This window comes from Gynurincola endophyticus (genome assembly GCF_003991195.1).
Lineage (GTDB): Bacteria > Bacteroidota > Bacteroidia > Chitinophagales > Chitinophagaceae > Gynurincola > Gynurincola endophyticus.
This window is the reverse complement of sequence record NZ_RCWL01000006.1, coordinates 141,757-168,094: the sequence shown is the minus strand read 5'-3', so window position 1 is coordinate 168,094 and position 26,338 is coordinate 141,757. Positions and strand designations below refer to the sequence as shown.

22 protein-coding genes are annotated in these 26,338 nt (G+C 39.0%); 11 read left to right on the top strand and 11 right to left on the bottom strand.

Annotation, left to right across the window (positions count from 1 at the left end; translation table 11 throughout):
* Nucleotides 1-46: 46 nt before the first annotated feature.
* The 6 genes from D9O48_RS12570 to D9O48_RS12545 all read left to right on the top strand — a co-directional run bounded on the left by D9O48_RS12570 (nt 47) and on the right by D9O48_RS12545 (nt 5,746).
* Nucleotides 47-1,351, top strand: a complete 1,305-nt coding sequence (locus tag D9O48_RS12570; protein ID WP_126973328.1) for a radical SAM protein — start codon at nt 47-49, stop codon at nt 1,349-1,351.
* Nucleotides 1,352-1,353: 2 nt separating this feature from the next.
* On the top strand, nt 1,354-2,256 hold the full coding sequence (locus D9O48_RS12565; protein ID WP_126973327.1) for a DMT family transporter: 903 nt from the start codon (nt 1,354-1,356) through the stop codon (nt 2,254-2,256).
* A gap of 89 nt (nt 2,257-2,345) precedes the next feature.
* Nucleotides 2,346-2,810, top strand: coding sequence for a PIN domain-containing protein (locus tag D9O48_RS12560; protein WP_126973326.1), 465 nt, complete (start codon nt 2,346-2,348; stop codon nt 2,808-2,810).
* Nucleotides 2,811-3,093: 283 nt separating this feature from the next.
* Nucleotides 3,094-3,432 (top strand): DUF1508 domain-containing protein, encoded by a 339-nt coding sequence (locus D9O48_RS12555; protein WP_158624888.1) that lies wholly within the window; start codon nt 3,094-3,096, stop codon nt 3,430-3,432.
* A 108-nt stretch (nt 3,433-3,540) separates the two neighbouring features.
* Nucleotides 3,541-4,419, top strand: coding sequence for a hypothetical protein (locus tag D9O48_RS12550; protein ID WP_126973324.1), 879 nt, complete (start codon nt 3,541-3,543; stop codon nt 4,417-4,419).
* Between the two features lie 34 nt (nt 4,420-4,453).
* Nucleotides 4,454-5,746, top strand: a complete 1,293-nt coding sequence (locus D9O48_RS12545; RefSeq protein WP_126973429.1) for a bifunctional folylpolyglutamate synthase/dihydrofolate synthase — start codon at nt 4,454-4,456, stop codon at nt 5,744-5,746.
* Here the strand turns inward: D9O48_RS12545 and D9O48_RS12540 are convergent.
* Genes D9O48_RS12540 through fbp form a run of 5 tightly spaced genes read right to left on the bottom strand, consistent with a single transcriptional unit; the run spans nt 5,743 to nt 9,221 of the window.
* Nucleotides 5,743-6,384 (bottom strand): NUDIX hydrolase, encoded by a 642-nt coding sequence (locus D9O48_RS12540; RefSeq protein ID WP_233589241.1) that lies wholly within the window; start codon nt 6,382-6,384, stop codon nt 5,743-5,745. The two genes, D9O48_RS12545 and D9O48_RS12540, sit on opposite strands and share 4 nt — an antisense overlap.
* Nucleotides 6,300-6,830: a YfiT family bacillithiol transferase gene (locus D9O48_RS12535; protein WP_126973323.1), complete on the bottom strand. Its 531-nt coding sequence runs from the start codon at nt 6,828-6,830 to the stop codon at nt 6,300-6,302. Before D9O48_RS12535 ends, D9O48_RS12540 begins: the two co-directional genes overlap by 85 nt.
* Before the next feature lie 10 nt (nt 6,831-6,840).
* Nucleotides 6,841-7,602, bottom strand: coding sequence for an ABC transporter ATP-binding protein (locus tag D9O48_RS12530; protein WP_126973322.1), 762 nt, complete (start codon nt 7,600-7,602; stop codon nt 6,841-6,843).
* A 26-nt stretch (nt 7,603-7,628) separates the two neighbouring features.
* Complete coding sequence (locus D9O48_RS12525; protein WP_126973321.1) at nt 7,629-8,153, bottom strand: CAP domain-containing protein; 525 nt, start codon at nt 8,151-8,153, stop codon at nt 7,629-7,631.
* Between the two features lie 60 nt (nt 8,154-8,213).
* On the bottom strand, nt 8,214-9,221 hold the full coding sequence (gene fbp, locus D9O48_RS12520; RefSeq protein ID WP_126973320.1) for a class 1 fructose-bisphosphatase: 1,008 nt from the start codon (nt 9,219-9,221) through the stop codon (nt 8,214-8,216).
* Between the two features lie 156 nt (nt 9,222-9,377).
* On the opposite strand from fbp, the gene D9O48_RS12515 reads away from it, so the two are divergent.
* The 3 genes from D9O48_RS12515 (at nt 9,378) to D9O48_RS12505 (ending at nt 14,411) form a co-directional block, all read left to right on the top strand.
* Complete coding sequence (locus tag D9O48_RS12515; RefSeq protein WP_126973319.1) at nt 9,378-10,640, top strand: aspartate kinase; 1,263 nt, start codon at nt 9,378-9,380, stop codon at nt 10,638-10,640.
* Between the two features lie 2 nt (nt 10,641-10,642).
* Nucleotides 10,643-12,415, top strand: a complete 1,773-nt coding sequence (locus D9O48_RS12510) for a MutS-related protein (protein ID WP_126973318.1) — start codon at nt 10,643-10,645, stop codon at nt 12,413-12,415.
* 115 nt (nt 12,416-12,530) lie between these two features.
* Nucleotides 12,531-14,411: a TlpA family protein disulfide reductase gene (locus tag D9O48_RS12505; protein ID WP_126973317.1), complete on the top strand. Its 1,881-nt coding sequence runs from the start codon at nt 12,531-12,533 to the stop codon at nt 14,409-14,411.
* An 81-nt stretch (nt 14,412-14,492) separates the two neighbouring features.
* Here D9O48_RS12505 and D9O48_RS12500 read toward each other — a convergent pair whose 3' ends face one another.
* From D9O48_RS12500 to D9O48_RS12475, 6 genes are all read right to left on the bottom strand, one after another.
* Nucleotides 14,493-15,962, bottom strand: a complete 1,470-nt coding sequence (locus D9O48_RS12500; RefSeq protein ID WP_126973316.1) for an efflux transporter outer membrane subunit — start codon at nt 15,960-15,962, stop codon at nt 14,493-14,495.
* Complete coding sequence (locus D9O48_RS12495) at nt 15,955-19,116, bottom strand: efflux RND transporter permease subunit (RefSeq protein WP_126973315.1); 3,162 nt, start codon at nt 19,114-19,116, stop codon at nt 15,955-15,957. Before D9O48_RS12495 ends, D9O48_RS12500 begins: the two co-directional genes overlap by 8 nt.
* A 35-nt stretch (nt 19,117-19,151) precedes the next feature.
* The gene (locus D9O48_RS12490; RefSeq protein WP_126973314.1) at nt 19,152-20,315 is read right to left on the bottom strand and encodes an efflux RND transporter periplasmic adaptor subunit; all 1,164 of its coding nucleotides are present in this window, start codon (nt 20,313-20,315) and stop codon (nt 19,152-19,154) included.
* A 173-nt stretch (nt 20,316-20,488) separates the two neighbouring features.
* A complete protein-coding gene (locus D9O48_RS12485; RefSeq protein WP_126973313.1) occupies nt 20,489-21,733 on the bottom strand; it encodes a DUF4861 family protein in 1,245 nt (414 codons plus the stop codon).
* A gap of 211 nt (nt 21,734-21,944) precedes the next feature.
* Nucleotides 21,945-23,183: a DUF819 family protein gene (locus D9O48_RS12480; RefSeq protein WP_126973312.1), complete on the bottom strand. Its 1,239-nt coding sequence runs from the start codon at nt 23,181-23,183 to the stop codon at nt 21,945-21,947.
* 173 nt (nt 23,184-23,356) lie between these two features.
* Entirely contained in the window at nt 23,357-24,100 is a 744-nt protein-coding gene (locus tag D9O48_RS12475) for a superoxide dismutase (RefSeq protein WP_126973311.1), read from the bottom strand.
* Between the two features lie 118 nt (nt 24,101-24,218).
* Between D9O48_RS12475 and D9O48_RS12470 the strand changes: the two genes are divergently transcribed.
* On the top strand, nt 24,219-24,830 hold the full coding sequence (locus D9O48_RS12470) for an RNA polymerase sigma factor (protein WP_126973310.1): 612 nt from the start codon (nt 24,219-24,221) through the stop codon (nt 24,828-24,830).
* 147 nt (nt 24,831-24,977) lie between these two features.
* Nucleotides 24,978-26,213 carry a FecR family protein gene (locus D9O48_RS12465; protein ID WP_126973309.1) on the top strand — a complete coding sequence of 412 codons (1,236 nt, stop codon included), beginning with the start codon at nt 24,978-24,980 and terminating at the stop codon, nt 26,211-26,213.
* Nucleotides 26,214-26,338 lie beyond the last annotated feature (125 nt).

The following is a 26,338-nucleotide window of genomic DNA, read 5'->3' as shown; positions in this document are numbered from 1 at the left end:
ATCCGCCATTAATTTACGATTTTTGCGCCCTTATTGATAAGCAAATATGGCACAATTACAACAATCTCCCTACTTGATGTACTCTGACGGAGAGGGAAATATTTTTGAGGACGAGACTTTGTACGCAGTAGGTCGTGCGGGTTGGGATGCATTTCCTATTCCCACAGAAGATTGGATTCTTTTACCCACAGGCGGTAATTTATACGAATTACCCGGCCGTCGCGGTATCGGAATCGATGTTCAAACCGGAGAAATGAGATTGTGTGAAAAAGGTTGGGCCGTTGCTGCATTTATTCCTCCTGCGCACACGGGTTTGTTTATGGCGGCTTATGAAACGGTAGATCCGGAAGCCCCTACTCTTCCACTTTTTTGCTATACCGCAGCCGGCTGGCACAACAACGAATTTTATGTACCGGCAGTGCGTATTGAAAAAGATATCCGTCAGGAATGCGGAGGTTTTGAACAGGAACAGATCGATAATGGCCTCGGTAAATTTTTAGAAGCTTACCCCCATAACCGGCTGGTAAAACACCTGGCTGAAAATTGCTGCAATACCTATCATTGCCCTGCTGCCCGTAATTATTTCATGGGCCGTTGGGAATGTCCGGTTCCCAGCTCTCCGGCATGCAATGCCAACTGTATTGGCTGTATTTCATTTCAACCGCAGGAAGAAGAAATTGTTTCTACTCAAGATCGCTTAACCTTCAAACCTACAGCTGAAGAAATTATAGAGTTTACCGTACCGCACCTCGAGTCGGCACCTTTCCCGATCGTTTCATTCGGACAAGGATGCGAAGGCGAACCCTTGCTGATGTGGGAAACGATCCGTAAATCAATTCTCGAGATAAGAAAACATACATCTAAAGGATCGATCAATATCAATACAAACGGATCAAAACCTGCTGCTGTAGATGCATTATGCCAGGCAGGGCTCAATTCTATCCGTGTAAGCACCAACTCTGCCCAAAAACATATTTACGAGGCTTACTACCGTCCGAACAACTACGAATTTGAAGATATTGTAGAAAGCCTGAAAGTAGTAAGAAAGTACGGCGGCTGGGCAAGTATCAACTATTTTGTATTTCCGGGAATGACAGACACGGTAGAAGAATATGAAGCGCTGCGAAAACTGATTCAGGATACAGACCTCACAATGATTCAATGGCGAAATTTCAACATCGACCCCGACTGGTACCTTGGTAAAATCGGGATTGTTGAAACCGGCGAACTGATGGGCGTAAAACAACTTCAGGAACTGATTCATGAAGAATTCCCGGATGTAAAGTTCGGTTATTATAATCCTCCGATTGAACGGATCAACGGCGATTACGACTTACATTTTGCGCATTAATTATGGGTAAACTTTCTGCAAAATCGATCGGTGTAGTGCTGGCTGTAGCCGCTACTATCATCTGGTCATTTAATTTTATTATAGCAAAATGGGTGGTTGGAAACATTCCACCCGTTTCTTTGGCTTTCTGGCGTTGGGGAGTAGCTGCTGTGGTAATGATCGTCGTATTTCTTAAAACCAATATAGCCCATTTACATCTGCTTAAAAAACATTGGCTTTACTTTGCAATAACGGGGTTGTTCGGCGTTACTCTTTTCAATACATTACTCTATATCGCCAGCACATCTTCTCCTGCAATCAACTTATCGATGATCGGAACCACTACCACACCAATTGTATCAATTGCGCTGGCAGGTATTTTTCTGAATGAAAAAGTTTATTTGCAAAGAGTCATTGGCATGATCGTCACCTTCACCGGAATCCTGATTTTATTATCAAAAGGTGATATAGATACATTACTGCACTTCAAATTCACCAAAGGAGATGCCTGGGTAATCGGCTCAGCGGTGTCTTTTTCGATCTACAATATTCTGGTAAAAAAACAACCGGCCGGCGTACCACCCACCGCTTTTCTCACTTATACCTTTACCTTAGGAGCATTACTGCTATTGCCCGCTTATCTTTTCGAAACAGGGGGCCGCACACCATTTGTATGGGATGCAATAAACATATCCATCATCGGCTACCTGGCTGTAGGAACTTCGGTTTTATCATTCCTTTTCTGGAACGGTAGTATTAAACGCCTCGGAGCAGGAACCACCTCTCTGTTCGGTAACCTGATTCCAATCTTCAGTACCATCGAAGCAATTGCCATTCTTAAAGAACCTTTTACCATCTTACATGCAATCAGCGCAGGATTTATCATTGCCGGGCTCGTACTAGCCAACGGAAAGAAAGTGATTTAACCTATTCGCTTACGGTTCGGGTGGATACAAGCACATCCACACCATCACAAACTTCGTATATAATAACAGGAGTGATAAAACCGTACAGGATGAAAATATTTATAGACACCAATATTTATCTTGATTTTTACCGGAGTAACAGCCACCCGATGGAAGTTTTCAATTTATTAAAAGAAAACATTCAATCGATCGTACTCACCGATCAGGTTATTCATGAATTTGAACGGAATAGAGAAATGGTGATAGAAAAAGTAATTGAACAATTCAGCAGCGATAGCCGCATTGATACTTTTACCAGCTCCTATTTATATGAACTGGAAGTATTTCAGGAATTATTATCAACACACCGACATTATAAATCAGTTCAAAAAACCGTTACAGAACAATTAAAAAGCATCATACATAGGCCAGCCGGAGATCCGATAGACAATTTTTTCTCACAACTGGTTAATATTTCCATTAAGGAGAACCGTGTTCATTCTACCACCAAAGATATTCTCAGATTAGCCATACGAAGAAAACAACATGGCAACCCTCCACTATCAGCCAAGTGATCAATAGGTGATGAAATAAACTGAGAAATTCTATTGAGAAATGTAAAAGACGATTTAATAATTGTATGTAGAGATAGTACATTTCATGAACATCTCAGTTATTTAAGGAAGGAGTTTTACAAAGAAAGAGGATGTGAACTCGTAACTATTACTAATAGTTTATTAACTGCATTTCAAATAAGTAAAATCAACACCCCTTCTAACCCAATGAGACTTGAAGAATTAACAAACTCTTACAATGATTTTTGAAAACATAAACCTCAATAAACCAAAAACTACTCCTATGCTTAAAATAGCAATATATGTGTTATCCTTCGGCGATTATCTGTTTAAGATATCTGATGAAGAAGGAATAGAAATATTCATAAGTGAACGGTATTCTTCAGAAGAAGCATGCTTAACTGCAATAGAAAGAGCGAGACAACATGCACACCTTCCACAACATTACGCAACAAGACTATCATTTGATCTTAAATATTTTTTCTATTTCACTACGCCCACTCACCTGATTATAGGAGCAAGTGAAATGTGGGAAGAAGCCGACAAAAGAGATAAATACATGAAAATAATGATGGAAGGCTTTAAAAATGCCGAAGTACAGGAAGGAGTTGTAAATTATTAAAAACTGTTAAAATCACTCCCCCCTTATGGAATTAGCCCCTAATTTGCATCCTATTAGAGAGATATATTGAAAAACTGTATTACATTCGTATATAAATGATTAAAGCGTATGAATAACCAATTTGAAACCAATAAAAACTTAAAAGCCGGCGGCTATACCGCACTGGTTTGTAGTTTATTATTAGTCGTGTTTATTTTTGTGCGCTGGACCTTGCCCGAAGAGCCCGAGCTGCTTTTAGACGAAGGCCTTGAAATAAATCTGGGATCAAGTGATGAAGGTTTTGGCGATGACCAGCCCTTCGAACCGGGTAGTCCGGCCCCCAGCTCTCAACAAGCTTATACACCACCTACTCCTACACCCGCTGTAGCCGAACAAGTGAAAGATATAGAAACTGATGACAGAGATGAAGAAGCTCCTACCGTAACAGCACCTAAAGTAGTTCATCCGAACGCTACCAAAGTAGCAGAAAAAGAGGTTGCTACCAAAAAGGTAACAGCTAAACCGGTAGAAACGCCTCCTGCCCCGCCCGTTCAGAAACCTAAAACGGTTTTCAAAGGGTCTAACGGAACAGGAACCGGCGGTAATGAAGCCGATACTTACAAAAAAGGTGGTAACCAGGGTATTGCCGGTGGTACCGGAGATCAGGGCCGTCCGGGCGGTAATCCGGATTCAGATAATTATACCGGCGGTGGTACAGGAAACGGCTCTGGCATCAGAACAGAATCAGGTATCGGAAATAGAAAAGTAAATACCTGGCCTAAAATGACCGACGATTTTAACGAACGCGGTATCGTAATGATCGCTGTTAAGTTTGATCAAAATGGCAGAGCCATCGAATCTACCATCGTTCCTAAAGGAACTACCGGTGGGCTTTCGCTTCAGAATATTGCAAAAAGAAAAGCACAAGACATAAAGCTAAACGTTGATGAGAGTGCTCCGGCCACTCAGACCGTAACGTTCAGAATGAACTTTGTATTGACTAACTAACCCCGATTCCTTCGGGGTTTTTCCTTATCAAATGATGACTTATCAGGAAACTATTGAATTTCTGTTTTCTCAATTACCGATGTTTTCAAGAGTCGGAGCACCCGCCTATAAAGCAGATTTAAAAAATACCATGGCACTTTGTGACGCCCTCGGAAATCCACAACAGAAACTCAAATTCGTACATATTGCCGGCACCAACGGAAAAGGTTCCGTCAGCCATAGCATGGCTGCAATTCTGCAAAAAGCCGGCTATAAAACAGGATTGTACACCTCTCCCCACCTTTATGACTTCAGAGAAAGAATCAGAGTAAACGGAGAAATGGTTGAAAAGAGTTTTGTAGTAGACTTTACCGAAAAGATTCAATCTGCCATCAACGAAATTCAACCTTCTTTTTTTGAGTTGACTGTAGCTATGGCATTGGACTATTTTCTACAGCAACAGGTAGACATTGTTGTAATGGAAGTTGGATTAGGCGGCAGATTGGACAGTACCAATATTATTTTACCGGAAGTATCCGTTATCACCAATATCGGGTTTGATCACCAGGCATTTCTGGGCGATACGCTCATCGCTATAGCCGGAGAAAAAGCCGGTATTATCAAAGAACATGTGCCGGTTATTATAGGAGAAATGCATCCCGAAACACAAGCTGTTTTTTATGAAAAAGCCATAGCTCATCATACTACTATTGTTTTTGCCGATCAGGACTATCAGATTCTGGCCACACAACAAACACCCGAATACCTGAAAGTGGCTGTTCAACATAACGAAGTAGTGAGTTATTACCAGTTAGATCTCAACGGGTGGTACCAGCAGAAAAACTTACTGACAATTCTGGCCACCGTAGCTGCATTAACGGAAAAAGGATGGAAAATAAGTGCACAGGCTGTTGAAGCAGCACTGCAGTCGGTTAAAACCGTTACCGGCTTATTAGGAAGGTGGGATGTACTTCAACAACATCCTTTGGTAGTAGCCGATGTTGCTCACAATGTTGACGGCATACAACAACTACTGGAACAACTCGTTCATCTGAGATATGAAAAACTTTTCATTATCATCGGAATGGTAAAAGATAAAGAAGTGGAAAAAGTATTGAGCCTGCTACCCAAAGAAGCGCACTACTACTTTACCCAATCTCATATTCAAAGAGCATTACCAGCCAATATACTGGCAGAAAAAGCCAATAACGTTCAGTTAGCAGGAGAAGAAGCTCCGGATGTGAATGGCGCGATTCAGCTTGCTACTGCAGCAGCAAAAGAAAACGATCTGATTCTGATATGCGGAAGTGTATTCCTCATCGCAGAAATAGACCGCTCCATATTTTAATAAATCAATCTACCTAGTTTATCTAAAGCATAAAAAAGGCAGGTTACATGCATACTCTGAATAATTTCACCGGCGCGTAACTTGTCTTTTACCTCATCAACCGAAAACAAATGGATTTCAATATCCTCATTTTCATCTAATGCCTGCTCTTCCATCTTTTTTCCACCAGTGGCGAGATACATATGCATCCAGTTACTGTTCGTAGAAGGATTGGCAGATGTTTTACCCAGATAATGGTACTCTTTAAAACGGTAACCGGTTTCTTCCAGCAATTCTCTTTCGATAGCCGACTGATGTGAAGCATCGGTATCATCCACACAACCACCTGGAATTTCCCAGGCTGTTTCTCCGAGCGCATGACGATATTGCCTTTCAAGAATAATTTGCCCGTCTTCTGTTAAAGCCACTGCAGTAACCCAGGTCGGAAATTCATAAACATAATAAGGATCTACAATTTTTCCGTTCGGTTGCTCACAGGTATCTTTTCTTACTTTAAACCATAAATCATCAAACAGCTGTTCAGACTGAAGAATCTTCCATTTCATATCTTTCATTACCAGTTCATTTTTTCTCTTAAATAAGTAATGTGAGCGGTGTGGTGTTTTCCATGCCAGGCGTAATGTTGTAAACACTTCCATACAGTGTCAAACTCTTTACGCTCGGGATGATAATATTGTTTTGTAGTAAAATAATCTTCAGGTAAAGTTCTCAGGAATTCATACAACCGTGCATGTAGCGCGTGTAATAAGGTCAGACTAATATTTACCGGCAAGTTTTCAGCATCCTGCATTACGGCCCAGATATTTTCATCATAAGGAGCAATGGTAGGAGTTGTTTCACTTGAAACAGCCAGTTTTACACGGGTATACATGTTGGTATGACTATCTGCTACGTGGTGTACAACGGTATGAGGTGTCCACCCTCCTTCCCGGTAGGGCGTATGCAACTGCGCTTCGTCTAAACCGGTAATGGCATTCTCCAGCAACTGCGGCAAAAATTTTATGTCCAGCAATTTTTCTTCCAATAATATTTTACTAAAGGGCTGTTCTGTAAATTTCCCTATTGGATAGCGGGGATCTTTCATACTTTATAATTTATTCTGTTCTGAGTTGTTTTCCGGTCAATTGAATAAACACATCCTCCAGATTTGCCTGCTTCACCTGTTTTTGTTTTTCAAAACCACTGGCCACCAGTTGATCAATCAATTGATCAGGTGTAGACAAAGCGATAATTTTACCGTCATCAATAATAGCGATCCGATCACAAAGTATTTCCGCTTCATCCATATAGTGGGTGGTAATGATAATAGTAGTTCCGTTATCACGGATTTTCAGAATTAAATCCCAGAGATTTCTTCTAGCCTGTGGGTCAAGGCCTGTAGTAGGCTCATCAAGAAATATAATCTTAGGCCGGTTGATTAAAGTAGTGGCAATCGAGAAACGTTGTTTCTGCCCACCACTTAAATCTTTAAAATAGGCTTTAGCCTTATCTTGCAACTGTACACTTTCCAATAACTGGTAAGCGTCAACTGTTGCATTGTATAAACCGGCAAATAAATCGATTAATTCAACCAGCGTTGTTTTTGTATAAAAACCGGCCGCCTGTAACTGTACGCCGATGATTTGTTTAATAGCTTGCGGGTTTTCATCCAGGTCAATACCATCTACCCATACTTTACCGGCTGTTTTGTGCCGGAGTGTTTCAATTATTTCGAGGGTGGTGGATTTACCTGCACCATTAGGGCCCAGCAATCCGAAGATCTCGCCTTCTCTGACAGTAAAATTAATTCCTTTTACCGCTTCAAAGTGATCATAATATTTCACTAAATCCTGTACAACAATAATCGCATCTTTCATGGCAGAAAGGTACTAATTGATACTGGTTATTTAGCGAATAATTGTGTAAAGTATAATTGATTTTTTGAGTTACGCGCTACGCCGATTCCCGATAAAGTAAAGTTTCCTTCGATATTTTTTTTATGGCCGGGGCTTTTCAACCATCCCTTTACCACCTCCTCTGCCGACTCGGAGCCGTAAGCAACATTTTCGGCAAATGCGGTCATTTTAGGGTATTGAGACAGTACTACATCACGACGGGTGTCAAAACCGAAATGCCCGAACTGCACTTTGCCAGAAGCCATATTCGCCGAATGCTTGCGGGCCTCTACCGACATAGGAGCCAGGTCAGCCAAAGCGTTTAACCCTTTAGACCGGCGGTGCTGATTCACTAAACGGAGTATTTCTTTTTCGATCGCCGGGGCTACGCTGGTGGTTAATATGGGCCTCGAACCCGCAGCACCGGAACTACCTGAAGTAGTTGTTTTTGTAGTGGTAGTGGTATTTTTGCCGGTACTGGCACAGGCCGTCAGCAAAAAAAGGCAGCTTAAAAATAAATAAAACGTTCTCATATCCTGAATCTATAAAAAATTGATCCAAAAACAGGAGAACGTTCTAATTTTTGCATTTTTTTATAAATGAGACTCTAACTCTTCCATCATTAACTTAGAGCCAATAAATAATGGGGAACGCTGGTGCAACTCTGTCGGTACAATTTCAAGAATACGTTGCTGGCCGTTAGTGGCTTTACCACCGGCTACTTCTACTATGAAAGCAAACGGATTACATTCATAGAGTAATCTCAATTTGCCATTCGGCTTATCCTGAGTGGCAGGGTACATGAAGATGCCACCTTTAATCAGGTTTCTGTGTACATCAGCTACCATTGATCCGATATAACGCTGGGTGTAAGGGCCACCATTCGACTTGTTTTTACGCTGACAACCATCGATATACTTTCTTACGCCTTCATCATACTGAAAGAAGTTACCATGATTTACAGAGTAAATTTTACCCAGTTCAGGGCACTTGATATCCGGGTGGCTTAAACAAAACTCACCAATACTAGGATCTAATGTAAAACCGTTACAACCTCTTCTGGTAGCATACACCAGCATAGTGGAAGACCCGTAAATTACATATCCCGCAGCTACCTGCTTTACACCCGGTTGCAGAAAATCTGCTGCAGTAACCGGTGTTCCTACAGGGGTAACCCGTCTGAAAACCGAGAAAATGGTACCGATTGATACGTTGACATCAATATTACCGCTACCGTCTAAAGGATCAAACAAACACACATACTTTGAGTTCACACTAACCGGATCATCAAAAACCACAAAGTCATCCAACTCTTCACTACCGATACCCGCACAGCTGATACCGTGCCTGAGTACCCCCATAAATTGATTATTGGCGAAAACGTCCAGTTTCTTAACGTCTTCTCCCTGGATATTCGTAGCACCCGCATCTCCTAATATATCCACTAAACCGGCTTTATTTACCTCCACGTTCACACGTTTAGCAGCCAATCCGATATCTCTTAACAAACCACTTAATTCACCTGTGGCATTTGGAAAATTTCTTAACTGTAAAATGGTAAATTCATCTAATGTTAGCACTTTGCGACTAATTGCGCTCATAACAATTTGATTTAAGCAGTAAAGTGAATATTTGCACCAAATGTATATGAAATCAAACATTCCTCACAAGGTTCTGATAGAAAGTATTAACTTCATTTTTTTTATCGAAATTTGTAGCCGATTCCTTTACTTTTATATAAATAATTCTGCTTCTTTATGAAGGTTTTCAAATTTGGTGGTGCCAGTATTCAAAGTGTCGAAAATATAAAAAACGTCGGATCAATTTTAAAAACTTACGCAAACGATCCCGTATGTATTATTATCTCTGCCTTAGGAAAAACAACTAACGCACTGGAACGTGTAGTTAATACATATTATAAAGGAGAACAAGCAACTGCGCTGGCTTTGTTTGAAGAAATCAAACAATCCCATCTCTCACTCGCAAAAGAACTTTTAAATGATCGGTTATCCCATACCGAGAGTTATTTACTGGACTTTTTCACTGAAGTAGAATGGTTAATGCATGACAGGGTTGTTCAATCATACGATTACTACTACGATCAGATTGTTTGTGTGGGCGAACTCATGAGCTCAACGATCGTATCTAATTACTTAAACGAAATTGGTTTTAAAAACGAATGGCTCGATGTAAGGGACATTCTTAGAACCAATGATGCATTCCGGTTTGCATCTGTTGATCTTGATTTCTTTCAGAATGCGGTAGACCAGCAGGTAAAATCTATTCTGAGCGAAAAGTCTGTAATCACACAAGGGTTTATCGGCTCTACCGATGAGAATGAAAGTACTACCCTTGGCAGAGAAGGCAGTGACTATTCTGCCGCACTATTTGCCCATGCCTTAAATGCAAAAAACCTGACTATCTGGAAAGACGTGCCTGGATTCATGACTGCTGATCCGAAAGTATTCAATGAGGCAAATTTTATCCCCTCATTAAGTTATCAGGACGTTATAGAGCTTTCTTTTTATGGAGCCCAGGTTGTACACCCTAAAACCATTCAACCATTACTGGATAAGAAAATTCCTTTATATATCAAGAGTTTTATACAGCCAGCTGAACAAGGAACACTGGTTAGTGAACAAACCGTGAAAGGGTTACCACCGGTGATAGTAAAAAAAGATCATCAATGCCTGATAGAATTTACCACCCCCGATTATTCGTTTGTGGGAGGAAAACCGCTTCAAACATTGTATGAAATATTAGACAATCATCATTTAACCTCTCATCTTATACAGGTAGGGGCTGTTTCTGTTCAGATATGTTTAACATACGATAAAAACACCACTCCCAACCTCGCCACCAGTCTGGCAACTTTGGGAGAAGTAAATATTCAGCAGAATCTTACTTTATATACAATAAGAAATTACAATGGTACTTTGATTAAAAAGTATATTGATAATGATAATATCATTTTATTACAACAGACGAACAACACCTATCAGGCATTATTGAAAAATTAAGCATGAAACCTGTCGACTTCTATAACAATTATAAAGACGAATTAAGCATCGCTTTAAAAAAGGTAAAATCTAAAATATCCTGGTTAGGTTTTGGCCGCTTACTGGTATTTGTATTACTGGGTTATTTTGTATACCATCAATGGAACCAGCTTAGCACTGTACATTATTTAATATTACTGGCAGGAGTGGCCATTTTTATCTGGTTAATCAAACTTTCAGCCAATGCACAATCTTTAAAAGAAGCCTTAAACGCTCAGATAAAGGTGATTGAAAACGAAGCTGATAACCTCGCTACCGGCAATAATTTTTTCTCAAAAGGCGAATCGCTGCAAGAGTTCAACAGTACAACCTTCGACCTTGACCTTTTTGGTAACAAGTCACTGTTCCATTATATAAACAGAACCCATACCCACTATGGTAATGCGGCACTCAGCAACAGCATTATCAATGCAAATTTAAATATTGAAGAATTGCTTATTGACCAGCAAAAGGTTAAAGCAGTTGCAAAACATCCGAAACTCAATATAGAAATCGCAGCTTATTATCGAACAGAAGAAGATGCATCTGTACTCAAAAAAATGCAGGCATGGATACATGATACCACCAAACACTTCAGTACTGCTAATATGAATGTATTGAGATGGAGCGTTCCTGTAATATCAGCAGTATGCGTTGTGGCCAGTATAATTACTGAAAATTTCATATGGGCTACAATACCCATGCTGGTATTCTTTCCTTTAAGTATCCGCCTTTCTCTGAAAAGCTATTCATTACATCAAAAAATAACAGCATACGAATCGTATATCGAAAAGTACAGTACTATCCTAAAATCATTTACTGACCATACCCGCCAGGTTAATGAATTAAAAGAAGAACATCAACAGGCAGAAAAAGCTTATCGCGCACTGCTTAAATTACATAAACACCTTGAGATGACAGAGGCCACTAATAACTTACTGGTAAAACTCTTTCTCAACAGTTACCTGTTCTATGAAATTCATTGTTTGGCGAAGGTTGAAAAATGGAAAGAAGAATATCAATCTTCTTTTCAGGAATGGGAAACTTTAATAGGTAAAATAGAATACTATGTATCTATAGGTACGTTTGCTTTTAACCACCCCACGTATCAATATCCGGGCTTTATCAGAGAAAAACTCTGTATACGTGCAAAAGATGTTTTCCACCCGTTGATGATCAGCAGTGCAGTGAGTAATTCTTTTACGATTGGAGAAGAAGAACAATTAGTTTTATTAACCGGCTCTAACATGTCGGGGAAAACTACTTTTTTAAGAACAATAGGTGTGAATGTAATTTTATCACAACTAGGAGCTCCTGTAGCAGCAAGCGAATTCTCACTTTCCCCTTTAAAAGTATTAACCTCTATCCGGGTAAGTGATTCTTTACAGGAAAACACTTCCTATTTTAAAGCTGAATTAAACCAGCTTAAAGACATCATTGATCTGATTAAAACCCATCGTTTTCCTGTACTGGTATTGATCGATGAAATTTTAAAAGGCACAAACAGCGACGATAAAACCAATGGTTCTGCTGCCTACATGAAACAGCTCATGAAGCATAACTGTTTATGTATTTTCGCCACACACGATCTGATTCTAAGTAATCTGGAAGAACAATACACTGGTAAAATGACCAATTACTGTTTTGAAAGTATTATTCAGAATGAACAACTCTATTTTAATTATCTTATACAAAAAGGGGTCGCAAAAAATAAAAACGCCAGTTTCTTAATGAAACAAATGGGCATTATCGAATAAAATAATCACTTCATTGTGTCGCCTGCCACATCAGTTGATGCAAATCAAATTTATAGTACTATTCCCTGCGTTAACGGTTATATAAACAAACAATAATCTAACGCAAGGAATTACAATGATATACTTATTGAGAACAGGCAGCTTTTTGCTTATTGCATCAATTCTCCCCTTTCTGTCATCCGGCCAGCAATTAATGTTTAAACCCGATCTTCCTGAAGCCGGTAAAACTTTGACCCTTGAATATATTGCCCGCAATGATTATCACAAAAAAGAACTCTACGCCTACCTGTATGTTATTACCGATGAAAAGCCTGTGCTCGTAGACGGATTTCTTTCGCGTAAGGGTAAAAAGTACAAAGGCAAAGTAAAGTTACCTGCGAACGCCAAAGCTATCTACACTTATGTTTATCAGCATGACTACTTTGATAATAATTTTCAAAAAGGATATACAGCTATTACGAGAGGAAATGAATCATCAGGCAGAATACTGCTATTGGCTGAAAAAATACTGAATGAAAGAAACTGGTCACCTAACACCTACTTTCCCGATTTAGATACAGAACTGAAAAAGTATCAGGAACTGTATCAACAAAACTGGCAAGTCAATGAATGGCTGGCAGCTTATGATATCAGAAACTACTTCGACAAAACTTATTCAATTGATGAAAGAGCTGATTTTCTGAAAACATTCATCACTCAGGAAAACCTGACACCAATGCAGGCAGATGCCTTAAAAAAGCGATTTAATTATTTTCAGGAAAGAAGTTATGATCAGTACCTGGATAGTATTTCAGGACAAAAACCCACTACTGCATCCGGAACGGAAATTCAACTTAAACGAAGTGTTTCCCAAGCTTATCCTGCTTATAAAAAAGCACAACAGTTCAGACATTTCTATGATACCATCCGGAATAAATCATTACAAGAAGATTTAATCAATGAACTTTCCGGACTTGTTATACAGGAATATTTAAAAGAAGAAAAAATAGATTCAGCGCTGCAATGGTTACAATCGGTTAATACGTTAAAAAACAATTCTCTTTATGGCCCTTTGGTGGTAATGGCCTATACAACTCTGCATCAAAACAATGAATCACAACTCACTCAATTAAACCGGTATATCCAATCTACCAACAAAATTACACTGAACAGATTTCCGTATGAGAATATAGTAAACTACCAATACAGACAAAAAGCATTAGATGATTTTTCACTCTTTCTTGATGCTTTGAAAAATATTCAACTCAATAAAAAAGAAAAGGCCACCGAACAGTTCAGCCGGTTATTAGCTAATAAAACAATAGATTTCAGTTTATTTTCTGATATCTACCTCGATTTATTAACAGAACAACACAAGACGGCTGCCATTGAAGATTTGTGGAAAGCATCTTACTACAGAAACCAGCCTGATCCCAAAATGGATACGTTGGTACGTCAATATACGAAAGAAGGAAAAACCTCCTTTTCTGATTATGAAGAGGCCAGAAGAAAAATTCTTGCAGAATTGCTGGAACAGGAAGCTCAATTAATCACTCATAGTTTATCAAAAGTTAAAGCTCCCGCATTTGATCTGGTAGATATTGATGGTAAAAAAGTTTCGTTAGAAAGTTTAAAAGGCAAAAAGCTGATGATTGATTTCTGGGCTACCTGGTGCACTTTTTGTAAAATGTCGTTTCCCGAATTGAAAAAACTCCAGGAATATTTCGAGGCTAACGACCCGACTGTTAAGTTTGTTTTCATACAAACTATGGAAAGAGGTAATCTGAATAAGATGGTAGAGTCAGGAAAAAAATATTTAAAAGAAAATGAACTACCTTTTTACCATGTAATAGATGATCATTCCGATATGTATTCTTCTAAATTTTACCTCAATTCCATCCCGGCTAAAATATTCATTGACAGTGAAGGTAATTTTGTTTATAAAAGTATTGGCTTCAAAGCCGGTTATGAAAAAAACCTTGCAGAAATGAAAGCTATTTTTAATGCAATGGATTGAAAAAATTGAATAGTAAGAATGGAAAATTATAAATGAAAATTGACTTATACACTTAATTCCCCACTCTTAATTATTAATTATTTATTGATTCCACCCACCGCCAACGGCCCGGTATAAATCTACAATTGCTTCTAACTGTTTTTGTTTGAGCGCAACGAGGTCGAGCTCACTTCTTAAAGCATTACTTTGTGCAGTAATAACTTCCAGGTATGTAGCGTAGCCGCTTTTAAAAAGTAAGCCGGCATTTTTAACGGCGAGAGCTGCTGTTATCACTCTTTGCTCGGTAAGGTCTAATTGTAATTTTTGTTTTTCAATACTGGTTAATGCATTGGATATTTCACTTACGGCTGTGTACACAGAACGGTTAAAAGAAATTTCGGCTTTATCGCGTTCTAACAAAGCAATTTCATACCGTGTTTTCAATCGCCTGTTCTGAAATACCGGCTGTGTTAATCCGGCGGTGAACCCTCCTAAAATTGCACCGGGCAAATTAAACCAGTTTTCTGCAAACATACTGTTTGTACCGAATGCAGCTCCCAGGGTTAAATTCGGATACCGCATAGCCTGCTGAACATTCGCATTCGCATTCGCAGCACGTAAACTCCATTCCGCCTGACGGATATCAGGTCTGTTTCTAACTACTTCAATCGGTGTACCCAAAGTGATATACTCATTTTGAATCAGTACACTATCAATATCAGAATTTCTGTACACTGTATCAGGTAACTGTCCTACCAATAAACGCAATGCATTTTCCTGAATAGCAATTTTTTGTTCCAATTCAGGAATCAGTGATGCAGCAATTAACCTTTGCGACTCTGTTTGCTGTATTGCGAGAGCAGTGATTTCGCCCGCATCAAACTGTAAACGTATAATACGTAATGTACTATCGTTCAACTGGAGATTCTTTTGAGCTACTTCTCTTTGAGCATCCAGCATCATCAGATTAAAATAACCTTTTGCCACATTCGCTACTAAATTTGTTTCTAAAACCCTTTTCGCTTCCTGGGTCGAAAACCATCTTGCTAAAGCTTCTTCTCTTCCGCTCCTCAGTTTGCCCCAGATATCAATTTCCCAGCTGAATCTTAAATCAGTTCCATACTGTGAAGTGAGTATATACCAGTTTTCCGGTGGATTTCCCCCATTATAGCGTTCATAATATTTTGATGCTGCGGTGCTCATAAAGTCGTCTGAACGCCATTGCCGGTTGATATTTGCCAAACCGATATCCATTGAAGGCAGGAATGCAGCATTCGCCTGCTTCAATGTTTTATTGGCGATATCAATATTCTTCAATGTGGTTAATAAATCAAAGTTGTAATTCAACGACTGATCAATTAATAACAACAACGAAGAATCTTTAAAAAACTGACGCCAGTTGACTAGCTGTAATTGTACCGAGTCTTCACCCAATTCCATCGTTTCGGGCACTCTGAAATTTTCGGGAAAAGTCAACGGTGGAGTTTGATAAGGTTTACCCACCTTACACCCCCATAGGGCTAACAATAAAAAGAAACCTGTTATATATTGATATATTCTCTTCTTAATCATACGATGCCTGTTCTTTTGCTTTGAATGAAGCCTTAACTTTTTCATCTAAGGTTTTAAATACGATAAACAACAATGGTATTATGAACACCCCTAACACCACTCCAAAAAGCATTCCTCCTGCTGTACTGAAGCTTAAAGAATGGTTTCCGATAGCGGAAGGGCCCACAGTCCACATTAGCGGAATCAAACCGGCAATAAAAGCCAGCGAAGTCATCAGAATCGGCCTGAACCTTAATTTTGCTCCCATAATAGCTGCATCATAAATGCTCATTCCTTTCGCCCGTTGTTGAATAGAATACTCTACTATCAAAATTGCATTCTTTGCCATCAATCCGATCAGCATAATCATTCCTACCTGAACATAAATATTATTATCTATTCCTAACAGCAGAATGGTACCAAATACCCCTACAAGGCATAACGGTATCGAAAGCAACACTGCGAATGGCAATACATAACTTTCGTATTGCGCTGCTAACAAAAAATATACAAACATGATGCTTAATGCAAAGATCAATATTGTTTGAGAACCGGCCTGTGATTCTTCATAACTCATACCTGTCCATTCATAACCATAGTTACCGGGTAATTCTTTTTCTGAAAACTTCTCAATAGCTTCCATGGCATCACCTGTTGAATAACCTTTAGCCGGATTGATATTTACCTGAATAGAATTATATAAATTATATCTTGAGATGGTTTCCGGTCCGATAATTTTCTTTAAACTCAACACTGTACTGATAGGAACCATTTCGCCATTCTTATTTCGTACAAAAATTGATTTTATCGATTCAGGATCTGTCCGGTAATCAAAATCCGCTTGAACATAAACCCGATACTGGCGTCCGAAACGGCTGAAATCACCGGCCTGTACCCTGGCAAAGTATGCTCTGAGCGTTGACATAAGATCTCTTATATCCACCCCCATTGTTTTTGCTTTTACCGCATCGATTTCCACTTCATATTGCGGAAAATTAGCTTTAAAGCTGGTTTCAGCAGAGCCGATTTCCGGTAAACGGTTCAACTTATTAATGAATGTATCTGCAATCGTATTAAAGTCTCTGATATCACCTCCCAAACGATCCTGCAGCACCATTTCAATACCTCCGAAATCACCGAACCCCTGTACTGTAGGGCGTGGATAAACCGTAAAGCGGGCTTCATGGATGAATGCCAGATCTTTTCTGATAGTATCCATAAATGCTTTTATATTTTTCAGCTCTTTACGTTGTTTATGCGGTTTCAGGTTAATATATCCTGCTGCAAATGCCGGGGAAGCAGATCCGTCGATTGCATTATAACCTGATACGGTAGTCATACCTTCTATATCCTCGCGTTGTTTCAGGATGGCTTCGGCAGTTTTCAGAACTTCCGTTGTTCTGGCCAGTGATGCACCCGGCGGCATCGCCAGCGAGAAAGTAACAAAACTATCATCTTCAGTAGGTATAAAACTTTTTGGAGTAATCGACATCAATACCACACCGATCGCAACAAAAACAATTAACCCCAACCAGGCGAGTTTTGAACGTTTGATTAAAACTTTCACCACCCCTACATACCTGCCGGTTAAACGATCGAAAGAGGCATTGAATGCTTTGAAGAATTTCAACTTATAGGCACCTACCTTATTTAAAGGTTTCTGTTTATCAGGATCCGGTGCGCGTAAGAATAAGGCACAAAGTGCCGGACTTAATGTCAAGGCATTTAATGCTGATATAAGAATTGCTGTGGCGAGCGTATAAGCAAACTGTTTATAAAAAATTCCGGCTGGCCCCTGCATAAAACCTACCGGCAAAAAAACCGCTGCCATAATCATTGTAATAGATAATACGGCTCCGGAAATTTCAGACATTGTTGTTAAGGTGGCCATTCTTGGTTTCAGGTGCTCATCGTGCATCTTTTGGTGAATCGCTTCCACTACCACAATAGCATCATCCACCACAATCCCGATCGCCAATACCAATGCAAACATAGTTAGTACATTCAGACTAAATCCGAAAAGATTCAGAAAAAAGAAAGTACCGATTAACGATACGGGAATAGAAATAGCAGGAATCAGTGTAGACCTGAAATCCTGTAAAAATATAAATACAATAATAAATACTAAGATAAAGGCCTCGAAAATGGTGTGCTGTACCTGCGAAATTGACTCATCAATCTGGTCTCTTACGCTATAAGTAACATCGTAATGAATTCCTTCAGGGAAAGATTTCGATAAATCATCGAGTACTTTTCTAACATCCACATCAATGTCATGTGCATTTGATCCGCTGGTTTGGGTGATGTTAAGGGTAAGCCCCGGAAATCCATTTACTTTATTATCACTTCCCAGATTGGTTGCTCCGAATTCTACTCTGGCGATATCTTTGAGATAAAGCACAGAGCCGTCCGGGTTTGATTTCACCACAATAGTTTGAAATTCTTCCGGCTGGGTTAAACGGCCTTTGTGTTTAATAACCGTTTCAAAAGCTTCATCAGATGTTTCACCAAACTTACCCGGCGCAATTTCAAAGTTCTGATCTCTCAGGGCGGTCATTACATCCTGTGGAATCAGATTATACAGTGCTAACTTTTCAGGATTCAACCATAAACGCATAGAATAATCCCTGGCACCTACCCTGCTTACCTGAGCAACTCCATCTACCCTCAGCAATGGCCTGATCAGATTAATCTGTGCATAAGCCTGTAAAAAAGTTTCATCATATAATTTATCGGGATGATCCGAAAAAATATTAATAGTCATAATTACACCACTCTGACGTGGCATTACGGTAATACCGGCTTCATTTACTTCAGCAGGAATGGAGGAAATTGCTCTTGAGATACGGGTTTGAACATTCACAGAGGCTACATCCGGGTTGGTACCGGTTTTAAAGAATACATTTACGGAGCCAGAACCACTGTTAGATGCACTGGAACGCATGTAAGTCATATTCTCCACTCCATTAATAGTTTCCTCAACCGGTAACAATACTGATTTTGCAACCGTTTCTGCATCGGCTCCGGGATAACTTAAAGAAACCACCACGCTGGGCGGTGCAATTTCCGGAAACCGTGAAACGGGTAATAACTTTAATCCTACTAATCCCAGAATGATCAACAGAATAGAGATAACTGAAGCTAATATAGGGCGATCTACAAATGTTTTTAACATAAACAACGTTAAGTTTCAGAATAAGAGAACGCAATTTAGTTTACGTGCTCAATTGGAATAATTTCAGAACCTTCGGTTACTTTATCAAACCCTGATAAAATGACCCTGTCACCGACAGCAAGTCCTTCACAAACGATATAGTTTGCTTTACTTTTTCCGCAGATTTTAATATTTCTTCTACGGACTTTATTTTCCTCATCTAAAACATAAACGATGGTTTTGTCTTGCAATTCACTGGTAGCAATCTGAGGTACCTGTAATACACCTCTTTTAATTTCTGAGATTTTTAGTGTACCGGTAGAGCCGGTACGTAAAATATTGTCGTCATTCAGAAAAGAAGCGCGTAATGAAATGGCTCCGGTAGCTCTGTTCACCTGCCCGCTCACGGCGTCCACTTTTCCGAGTTTGCTATAAATTTCTCCATCAGCCAATATTAACTGAACGTCAGGAAAAGTTAGTTTATTAGTATTATTGTAACGGATGCCCGCAATACTGTCTTCTTTGGCTTTCATCTTGGAGAAATACAAAAAATCAGATTCACTCATAGAAAAGTATACATATACTTCTTTTACATCCGACAAAACAGTCAGCGCCTGATTGTCATTTTTTGTTACGAGATTGCCGATTCTTTTAGGAATACGGCCAATATATCCGTTAATAGGAGCTTCAATAATAGTGAAGTTAATATTGATATCCGCGCCACGAACAGCGGCACTAGCCTGTTCAAGACTGGCCTTTGCTACTTCGTAATCACTCATCGCAGATTTTAATCGTACTTCCGAGATAACGTCATTTTCTACCAATGGTTTTAGTCTTTCTACTTCCAGCTTGGCATTTTCCAGTCTTGCTTTTGCTACATTTTCATTCGCTTTCGCATTATTCCATACTTCCTGATAAGCCGACGGATCTACTTTAAACAGCTTTTGACCAATGGTAACATAGTCACCTTCGTCCACATAAATTTCTCTTAAAATACCTTCAACCTGTGGGCGGATCTCCACGTTCAGCTTGCCTTCAATGGTACCGAAATAGTCTTTTATAGTACTGGCTGTACTGGTATCTGCAACATAAATAGGTAAAGCTAAAAGCCTGTTTTTTTGTTGTTCCTCTGATCTTGCATTTGAACAGGCATTGATAAACAATGCAGTAATCGTAAGCACAGAAAAGAATCTAAAGAAGTAATTAGTAGAATTCAACATCATATATTTTTTTCACGGAGGGCAATTTGCAGAATTACCCTTTTCTTTGGTTTATAGTTTCGTATGAAGTTTAAAAAACATGCCAAGCAATCAAAATGTTTTGTTAATTTCCATAAAGCATGCAACCATAAAAAAATACCCCCAAAGTTATTGGGGGTATTCATTTATCAAGACTAGTTAACTTTTACAGCTAGTGGTTTAACTAAATTGTAGGTGACCGTATTGAGTAAATCTACAAATTTCACGTCATCTGTCATTTCAGGTAAACTCTTCGACCACATTGATAAAAACTTAAATTCATTTCCCTCCTTCAAAATCGGCATTTTTATCAGGTGTGTATTTACGATTCCGCTACCGGTTTTTGGAGCCGTAGCAAAGCTTCCGAAATTCTTTTTATCGACCAGCAGTGCCATACCTAAACCATCTTTGTTCTCAGATTGTATACCATATGAATACATAGAGATATAGTGATCAATTTCGAGATATTTGAACTCTACTTCATGTAAGTTCACTATTCCGGTTATTAACATTAACTCCCCGGGGGCATTTTTTATTGTTACCTTATTATTATAATACCATTGCCCTTTTGTAATAGTGATCAGTTCTTCAACATCGATAGGTTCCAGGTCGGGTCTTACTTTAAACCCTTTATATACCATTTTAAAAGCGGCCTGGATAGGTCCATCGTACAATTCTTCATACGTTACAGACTCGAACTGGTCACCGGCCAGGCGATACAATGAGTCTTTGTAAGAGAAACCAACAGCTCCGGCGCCTAAAGATCCGCCAACCTTCAGAATGTCCATTCCCCAGGGTTGCAGGTTATGATAGCTGACAGTAGTATCGGTACCTACTTCACTTAATACTAATTCGGGAGTTAATTTACCCCAGATATCCCTGCCGTTTCGTTTGTCGAAATATAATCTGAAACCAACGAGATCGTTCTCCCATGCAGGGCCTTCAGTAAGATATGGGGGCAATTTTTCTTTAGAGAAATCAGTAGCTTCCAGCCCCAGAATCATCGTATCTTTTTTTAGCTCCGCTCCAAAAGTTCTATCTGTCAGTAATTTCCGGTGACGCACCTGGGTGGTATTTGGATATACGGGTGTAGCGGCAGTTTTTTCAAACAGCAGCGTATCTGTTGCTGATGCTGCAACAGACACAACGGTCAAAAGCAAATCCCATTGACCATCCAGATCTGTATCTACTAATTGATAAGGCAATTCCTGTCCTTTCAGTAAAAGTTTGAAGGGTTCTTCAGAGAAACTTTTTAAGTCCGTTCTCTTTAATTCTACTAATTCAGCAGAACGGTCATGTTCTTCTCCGTTGGTAATTAAAACCGACAGGTTTTCTTTAGTTTGACAAGCGCTTAACAAGGCAATACTTGCGCAGGCCGCCAGGTTAAATATTTTTCTCATGAGACATTTGGTTATGGTACATTAAATTTAAAAAGGTATCATAAAAAAGGCAATCTTTTTAAGATTGCCTGAAGATATAAAAGCTGTTTTATTTTAAAAAGGTTATTTGTTTTTTAATAACAGTTTATTGAACGTTATTGTGAAATAATAATGCTTTTCGCATGATAATATTTCTGTTTTTTAAACGTTTTATATAAATGGGGTATTAGCATCAAAACATACCTCCTACCCACTGCATTACTAAACCGCATATATATGCGGCGTTTGTACCGATAGCATAACCTAATATGGCTAAAATCACACCTACGGGAGCTAAAGCAGGATTAAAAGCTGAAGCCACCACAGGAGCAGAAGCGGCCGCACCGATATTTGCCATACTACCTACGCCGGCGAAAAACAAAGGGGTTCTGGTTAATTTCGCCACTACTAAAATGAGTAATCCGTGGAAGGTGATCCAGATAGCACCCACTGCGAATAAACCGGGCTGTTGGAACATAGCAAGAATATCCATTTTCATACCGATGGTAGCAATCAATATATATAAGAAAACTGAAGCCATTTTTGAGGCACCGTATCCTTCCAGTTTGCGCACTTTTGTAAAAGACAAAGCAACGCCTACCAGGGTCGCGATAAACACCTTCCAGAAGAACTGAGAATCTAATGAATATTTACTTAAATGTGCGGCGTTTTCTCTGATATAATCGGCCAAAAAAGTACCTAATCCATGTGCAATTGCCACACCACCCAGGGCAACTCCTATAATTTGCATCATGCTGGTCAGCGTAGGCATTCGTTCACCTTCTGCCTGTTGAATAGCGAGCTTTTGCTGAATAGCATCAATTTCAGAAGTATCGGCTTTTAACCATTTATCTATCTTTTTAGCTTTACTGGCTGAATAAATCAACAATGCCATCCAGATATTAGCACAAATAACATCTACGGCGATGGTGGCTGAATATAAAGCTCCTGATGGCTGTAACATCTCAAAAAGTGCCGTTTGATTAGCTCCGCCGCCGATCCAGCTACCAGCCAGCGTCGTCAGACCTTTCCAGGTTTCTCCGTTTACCGTTTCAGGAGAGAACTGCCCTACAATAAACATTGCCAGTGGGCCACCCACCATCACCCCGATCGTACCGGTGAAAAATAATAAGCCGGCTTTTTTGCGCAATCGCCAGATGGCAGGAATGTCAAGATTTAAAGTAAAAAGTACTAATGATGCAGGCAACAAATAAGAAGAAGCCATTTTATACAAACCGGATTGCTCGCCGGATATAACGTTAGAAGAATTCAATATTCCCGGAATGAAATAACACAATAGCAGTGCAGGTACAATGGAGTAAAATTTTTTCAGATGTTTGTTATTACTGGCAGCTGTAGTAAATACCAGCCCTAAGATGGCGGCTAAAATTCCCATTACCACTACATCATCTTGAATCAGGGGTTGTTGCATTGACTTTTCTTTAAATTAAAAACAAAAGGTCAATTTACAGTATTTCATTGAATTAGAAGAGGTATAGCGTCAAAAAAGCCTCCGAAACTACGTCAGGAGGCCTTTACAGATATTTTAAAACCTTTTACTATTCATGATAACCTCATCAACAGTAGCAGTTTATTTTATCAGTATTATTTTACTGCAGCATAGCGGGATGCTACATAATCCCAGTTTACCAGACTCCACCACTTCTCAATATATTCAGGGCGGCGGTTCTGATAATTCAGATAATAAGCATGTTCCCAAACATCTAATCCTAACAAAGGAGTGCCTTTAACAGCTGCTACATCCATTAATGGATTATCCTGATTGGGTGTTGAAGTTATCTGAAGCTGTTTTTTTCCGTCAATAATCAACCAGGCCCAGCCGCTACCAAAAGTAGACTTTGCAGCTTCTGTAAATTGACTTTTGAAAGCGTCGAAACTATTAAACTGGTGTTCAATAGCAGCCAGCAGATCACCCGCAGGGGCATTTTGATCTGCAGCAGGGCGCATCATTTGCCAGAATAATTCATGATTATAGTGCCCTCCGGCATTGTTACGCATTTTTGTAGAATACTTCGAAACGGTAGCCAGAATATTTTCTAAAGTATTTTTGCTTACATCCACATTTTCCTCTTCCAATGCAGCTTTTAAATTACTGGCATAACTGGCTGCATGTTTGGTATAGTGCAATTCCATAGTAGCTGCATCAATTACAGGTTCCAAAGCATTGTATGCATAGGGTAAAGCAGCTTGTTGAAACCCTACTGTAGGTAAAGCAACAGCCGCATTATTTCCACAACTTTGTAAAACTCCCGGTAAAACCATCGCACCAATACCCACTTTAGCTGTATTCGAAATAAATGCTCGTCGTGTAGTATTATTTGTAGACATATGCTTGAATTATAATTACTAAGGTAAAAAAACAATCCGACAATCAGCTTAATTACACAAAAATTAATCCAGGTCAACTAATTGCTTCAAATGAGGAGAAAATTACAAATTCTTTTGTATGAACGTAATTATACAAACAAAAGATAATATTTTAGCAATGCGTGAACTGTTACAAATAATATTCATGAGTCAACATCTCAGCAATCCCGAATGGTATTTTCAATTCAGTAACGGAACAACACTTTCCGTTAAGGAGTTTATTGAAAAGCACTCGAATTTCTTAAAAATTCAGGTGTACAACCATGTAAAAGATGCAGACGATGTAAAAGACATTCTTCAGGATGTTATTATAAAAATATATAAACACAAAGACCGGTTTGACTCTGAACGCAGTTTAATCGCCTACATACTGAAATCTTGCAAAAATGCCAGTATAGATTTTCAAAAAAAGAAAAACAAAGAGCAAACAACAATGGAGAACTATCAGGTACTTCATTCTAAGAAAAGCCAGGAAATGCAGGATGAAGAAGCATATATGAAAGCAAAATTATTGTCAAAAGTGTACAAAAAATGGCAAACACTCTCTCCTAAACAACGAGATATACTCAAACAGACATATGTAGACGGGGCTTCCAACAAAGAAATCGCCCACCGCCTGAAAACCACCGAAGCATATATAAAGACACAGAAATACAAAATCTTAAAGAACTTTAAAGACCATTTAAATTAGCAAAAGGTTACTGATGTTCAGTAGCCTTTTATTTTGATAATCAACAGATTAAAAATGTCTGTTTTTTTTGAAAAATAAAGTATACCTAAAGTGGTTACTATTTAAAGGAATCAGCGTTTTATATAAAAGAACAAGTACTAGAGGAACATGCCTGAACTGGATTATGAACATATTGACCGTATCGTAGACCTCATTGAGAGCTTTTTATCAGGAGAAATCACTACTGCTGAAAAAGATGAACTTATACAATGGGTCTGTCAAAACGAAGCAAATCTTGCCTTGTTTGAGAAACTGGTGGGCGAGTACTCTTCTGCTGCCTTATTAGATGAGCAATTTTCTAAACTGGAGAGCATCTCAAAAGATGACGTAGAAAAAATATTCATCGACTGTATACGTGAAACCGAAGAGCCTAAATCGTTCTTTACCAAATACCGGCAACTTTTATCTATCGCCGCAGGGGTACTGATAGTAGTATTGGGAGGCATAGTATGGTATATGAACAGTTTAGACAAAAACCCTACCGACCCTACAGCAATCACCAGGCTGTTTACATTACCTGCACACGTTAGTAAACCAGCTGCAGACAGAACAGTAATCAGAATTGGTAATGATCAGCCTATTATTATTGAAAAAGCTATAGATACCATTGTATTTTCTAATGAATCTATAATGTATCCAAACGGAGAAATTATCAGTGAAGTTCATAAAAAGCCAACATCCACCACCGTTTTTGTTGAAACACCTTATAACGGTAAAATTAATCTGCTTTTAGCAGACGGCAGTAAAATCGGTTTACACCCCGGATCATCGTTGAAATTTCCACTTTCTTTTACAGAAACGGAGCGCAAAGTAGCGCTCGCAGGTGAAGCCCTCTTTAGTGTTCAGAAAACGAAAAGAAAGCAACCTTTTAAAGTAGAAGTAATAAACGAAAAACTCAACGCACCGGCTCAGGTAACCGTTTTGGGTACAAGTTTCTGGATTAGTTCACTCAAAGAACAGGATTTTTTTGAAACGGGTGTATTAGAAGGTGTAGTGGAAGTAAACTATTATTCAGGAAGAGAAGTTCTTATTGCCGGTAAATCAGCCATCACTTCTAACGAAGGTATTGAATCAAAAGAATTTGACCTTGAAACGCTCTCCGGAAAGTATGATGGAATGCTCTCCTGGGATAACAGCGAAATCGGAAGTATTCTTTTGACCTTAAAAAACTGGTACAACCTGAACTTAGAGGTTAATAAAGACTTTAACCTTCACCGTAAGTTTACGATCACATTTGATCCAAGACAAGAAATTTCAGAAAATCTGAAAATATTAACCTATTTAGGAATTACGCTAAAATTAGATAGTTCCGTTTACCCAAATAAGCTTTCTATAATCAACTAACCATCAACGTAATACATATAACTCATTTATTCGCACAGAGCGGATATAACACTTTTGCAGTATGTTAATCAGATGAAATCCGCAACTGCATAGGATATTTGTATAAATATCTTATGCAGTTTTTT

Bases quoted from the DNA above. Each gene is read 5' to 3' on its own strand.
- D9O48_RS12570 (WP_126973328.1), top strand. From the start codon at position 47: ATGGCACAATTACAACAATCTCCCTACTTGATGTACTCTGACGGAGAG.
- D9O48_RS12565 (WP_126973327.1), top strand. From the start codon at position 1,354: ATGGGTAAACTTTCTGCAAAATCGATCGGTGTAGTGCTGGCTGTAGCC.
- D9O48_RS12560 (WP_126973326.1), top strand. From the start codon at position 2,346: ATGAAAATATTTATAGACACCAATATTTATCTTGATTTTTACCGGAGT.
- D9O48_RS12555 (WP_158624888.1), top strand. From the start codon at position 3,094: ATGCTTAAAATAGCAATATATGTGTTATCCTTCGGCGATTATCTGTTT.
- D9O48_RS12550 (WP_126973324.1), top strand. From the start codon at position 3,541: ATGAATAACCAATTTGAAACCAATAAAAACTTAAAAGCCGGCGGCTAT.
- D9O48_RS12545 (WP_126973429.1), top strand. From the start codon at position 4,454: ATGACTTATCAGGAAACTATTGAATTTCTGTTTTCTCAATTACCGATG.
- D9O48_RS12540 (WP_233589241.1), bottom strand. From the start codon at position 6,384: ATGGAAGTGTTTACAACATTACGCCTGGCATGGAAAACACCACACCGC.
- D9O48_RS12535 (WP_126973323.1), bottom strand. From the start codon at position 6,830: ATGAAAGATCCCCGCTATCCAATAGGGAAATTTACAGAACAGCCCTTT.
- D9O48_RS12530 (WP_126973322.1), bottom strand. From the start codon at position 7,602: ATGAAAGATGCGATTATTGTTGTACAGGATTTAGTGAAATATTATGAT.
- D9O48_RS12525 (WP_126973321.1), bottom strand. From the start codon at position 8,153: ATGAGAACGTTTTATTTATTTTTAAGCTGCCTTTTTTTGCTGACGGCC.
- fbp (WP_126973320.1), bottom strand. From the start codon at position 9,221: ATGAGCGCAATTAGTCGCAAAGTGCTAACATTAGATGAATTTACCATT.
- D9O48_RS12515 (WP_126973319.1), top strand. From the start codon at position 9,378: ATGAAGGTTTTCAAATTTGGTGGTGCCAGTATTCAAAGTGTCGAAAAT.
- D9O48_RS12510 (WP_126973318.1), top strand. From the start codon at position 10,643: ATGAAACCTGTCGACTTCTATAACAATTATAAAGACGAATTAAGCATC.
- D9O48_RS12505 (WP_126973317.1), top strand. From the start codon at position 12,531: ATGATATACTTATTGAGAACAGGCAGCTTTTTGCTTATTGCATCAATT.
- D9O48_RS12500 (WP_126973316.1), bottom strand. From the start codon at position 15,962: ATGATTAAGAAGAGAATATATCAATATATAACAGGTTTCTTTTTATTG.
- D9O48_RS12495 (WP_126973315.1), bottom strand. From the start codon at position 19,116: ATGTTAAAAACATTTGTAGATCGCCCTATATTAGCTTCAGTTATCTCT.
- D9O48_RS12490 (WP_126973314.1), bottom strand. From the start codon at position 20,315: ATGTTGAATTCTACTAATTACTTCTTTAGATTCTTTTCTGTGCTTACG.
- D9O48_RS12485 (WP_126973313.1), bottom strand. From the start codon at position 21,733: ATGAGAAAAATATTTAACCTGGCGGCCTGCGCAAGTATTGCCTTGTTA.
- D9O48_RS12480 (WP_126973312.1), bottom strand. From the start codon at position 23,183: ATGCAACAACCCCTGATTCAAGATGATGTAGTGGTAATGGGAATTTTA.
- D9O48_RS12475 (WP_126973311.1), bottom strand. From the start codon at position 24,100: ATGTCTACAAATAATACTACACGACGAGCATTTATTTCGAATACAGCT.
- D9O48_RS12470 (WP_126973310.1), top strand. From the start codon at position 24,219: ATGAACGTAATTATACAAACAAAAGATAATATTTTAGCAATGCGTGAA.
- D9O48_RS12465 (WP_126973309.1), top strand. From the start codon at position 24,978: ATGCCTGAACTGGATTATGAACATATTGACCGTATCGTAGACCTCATT.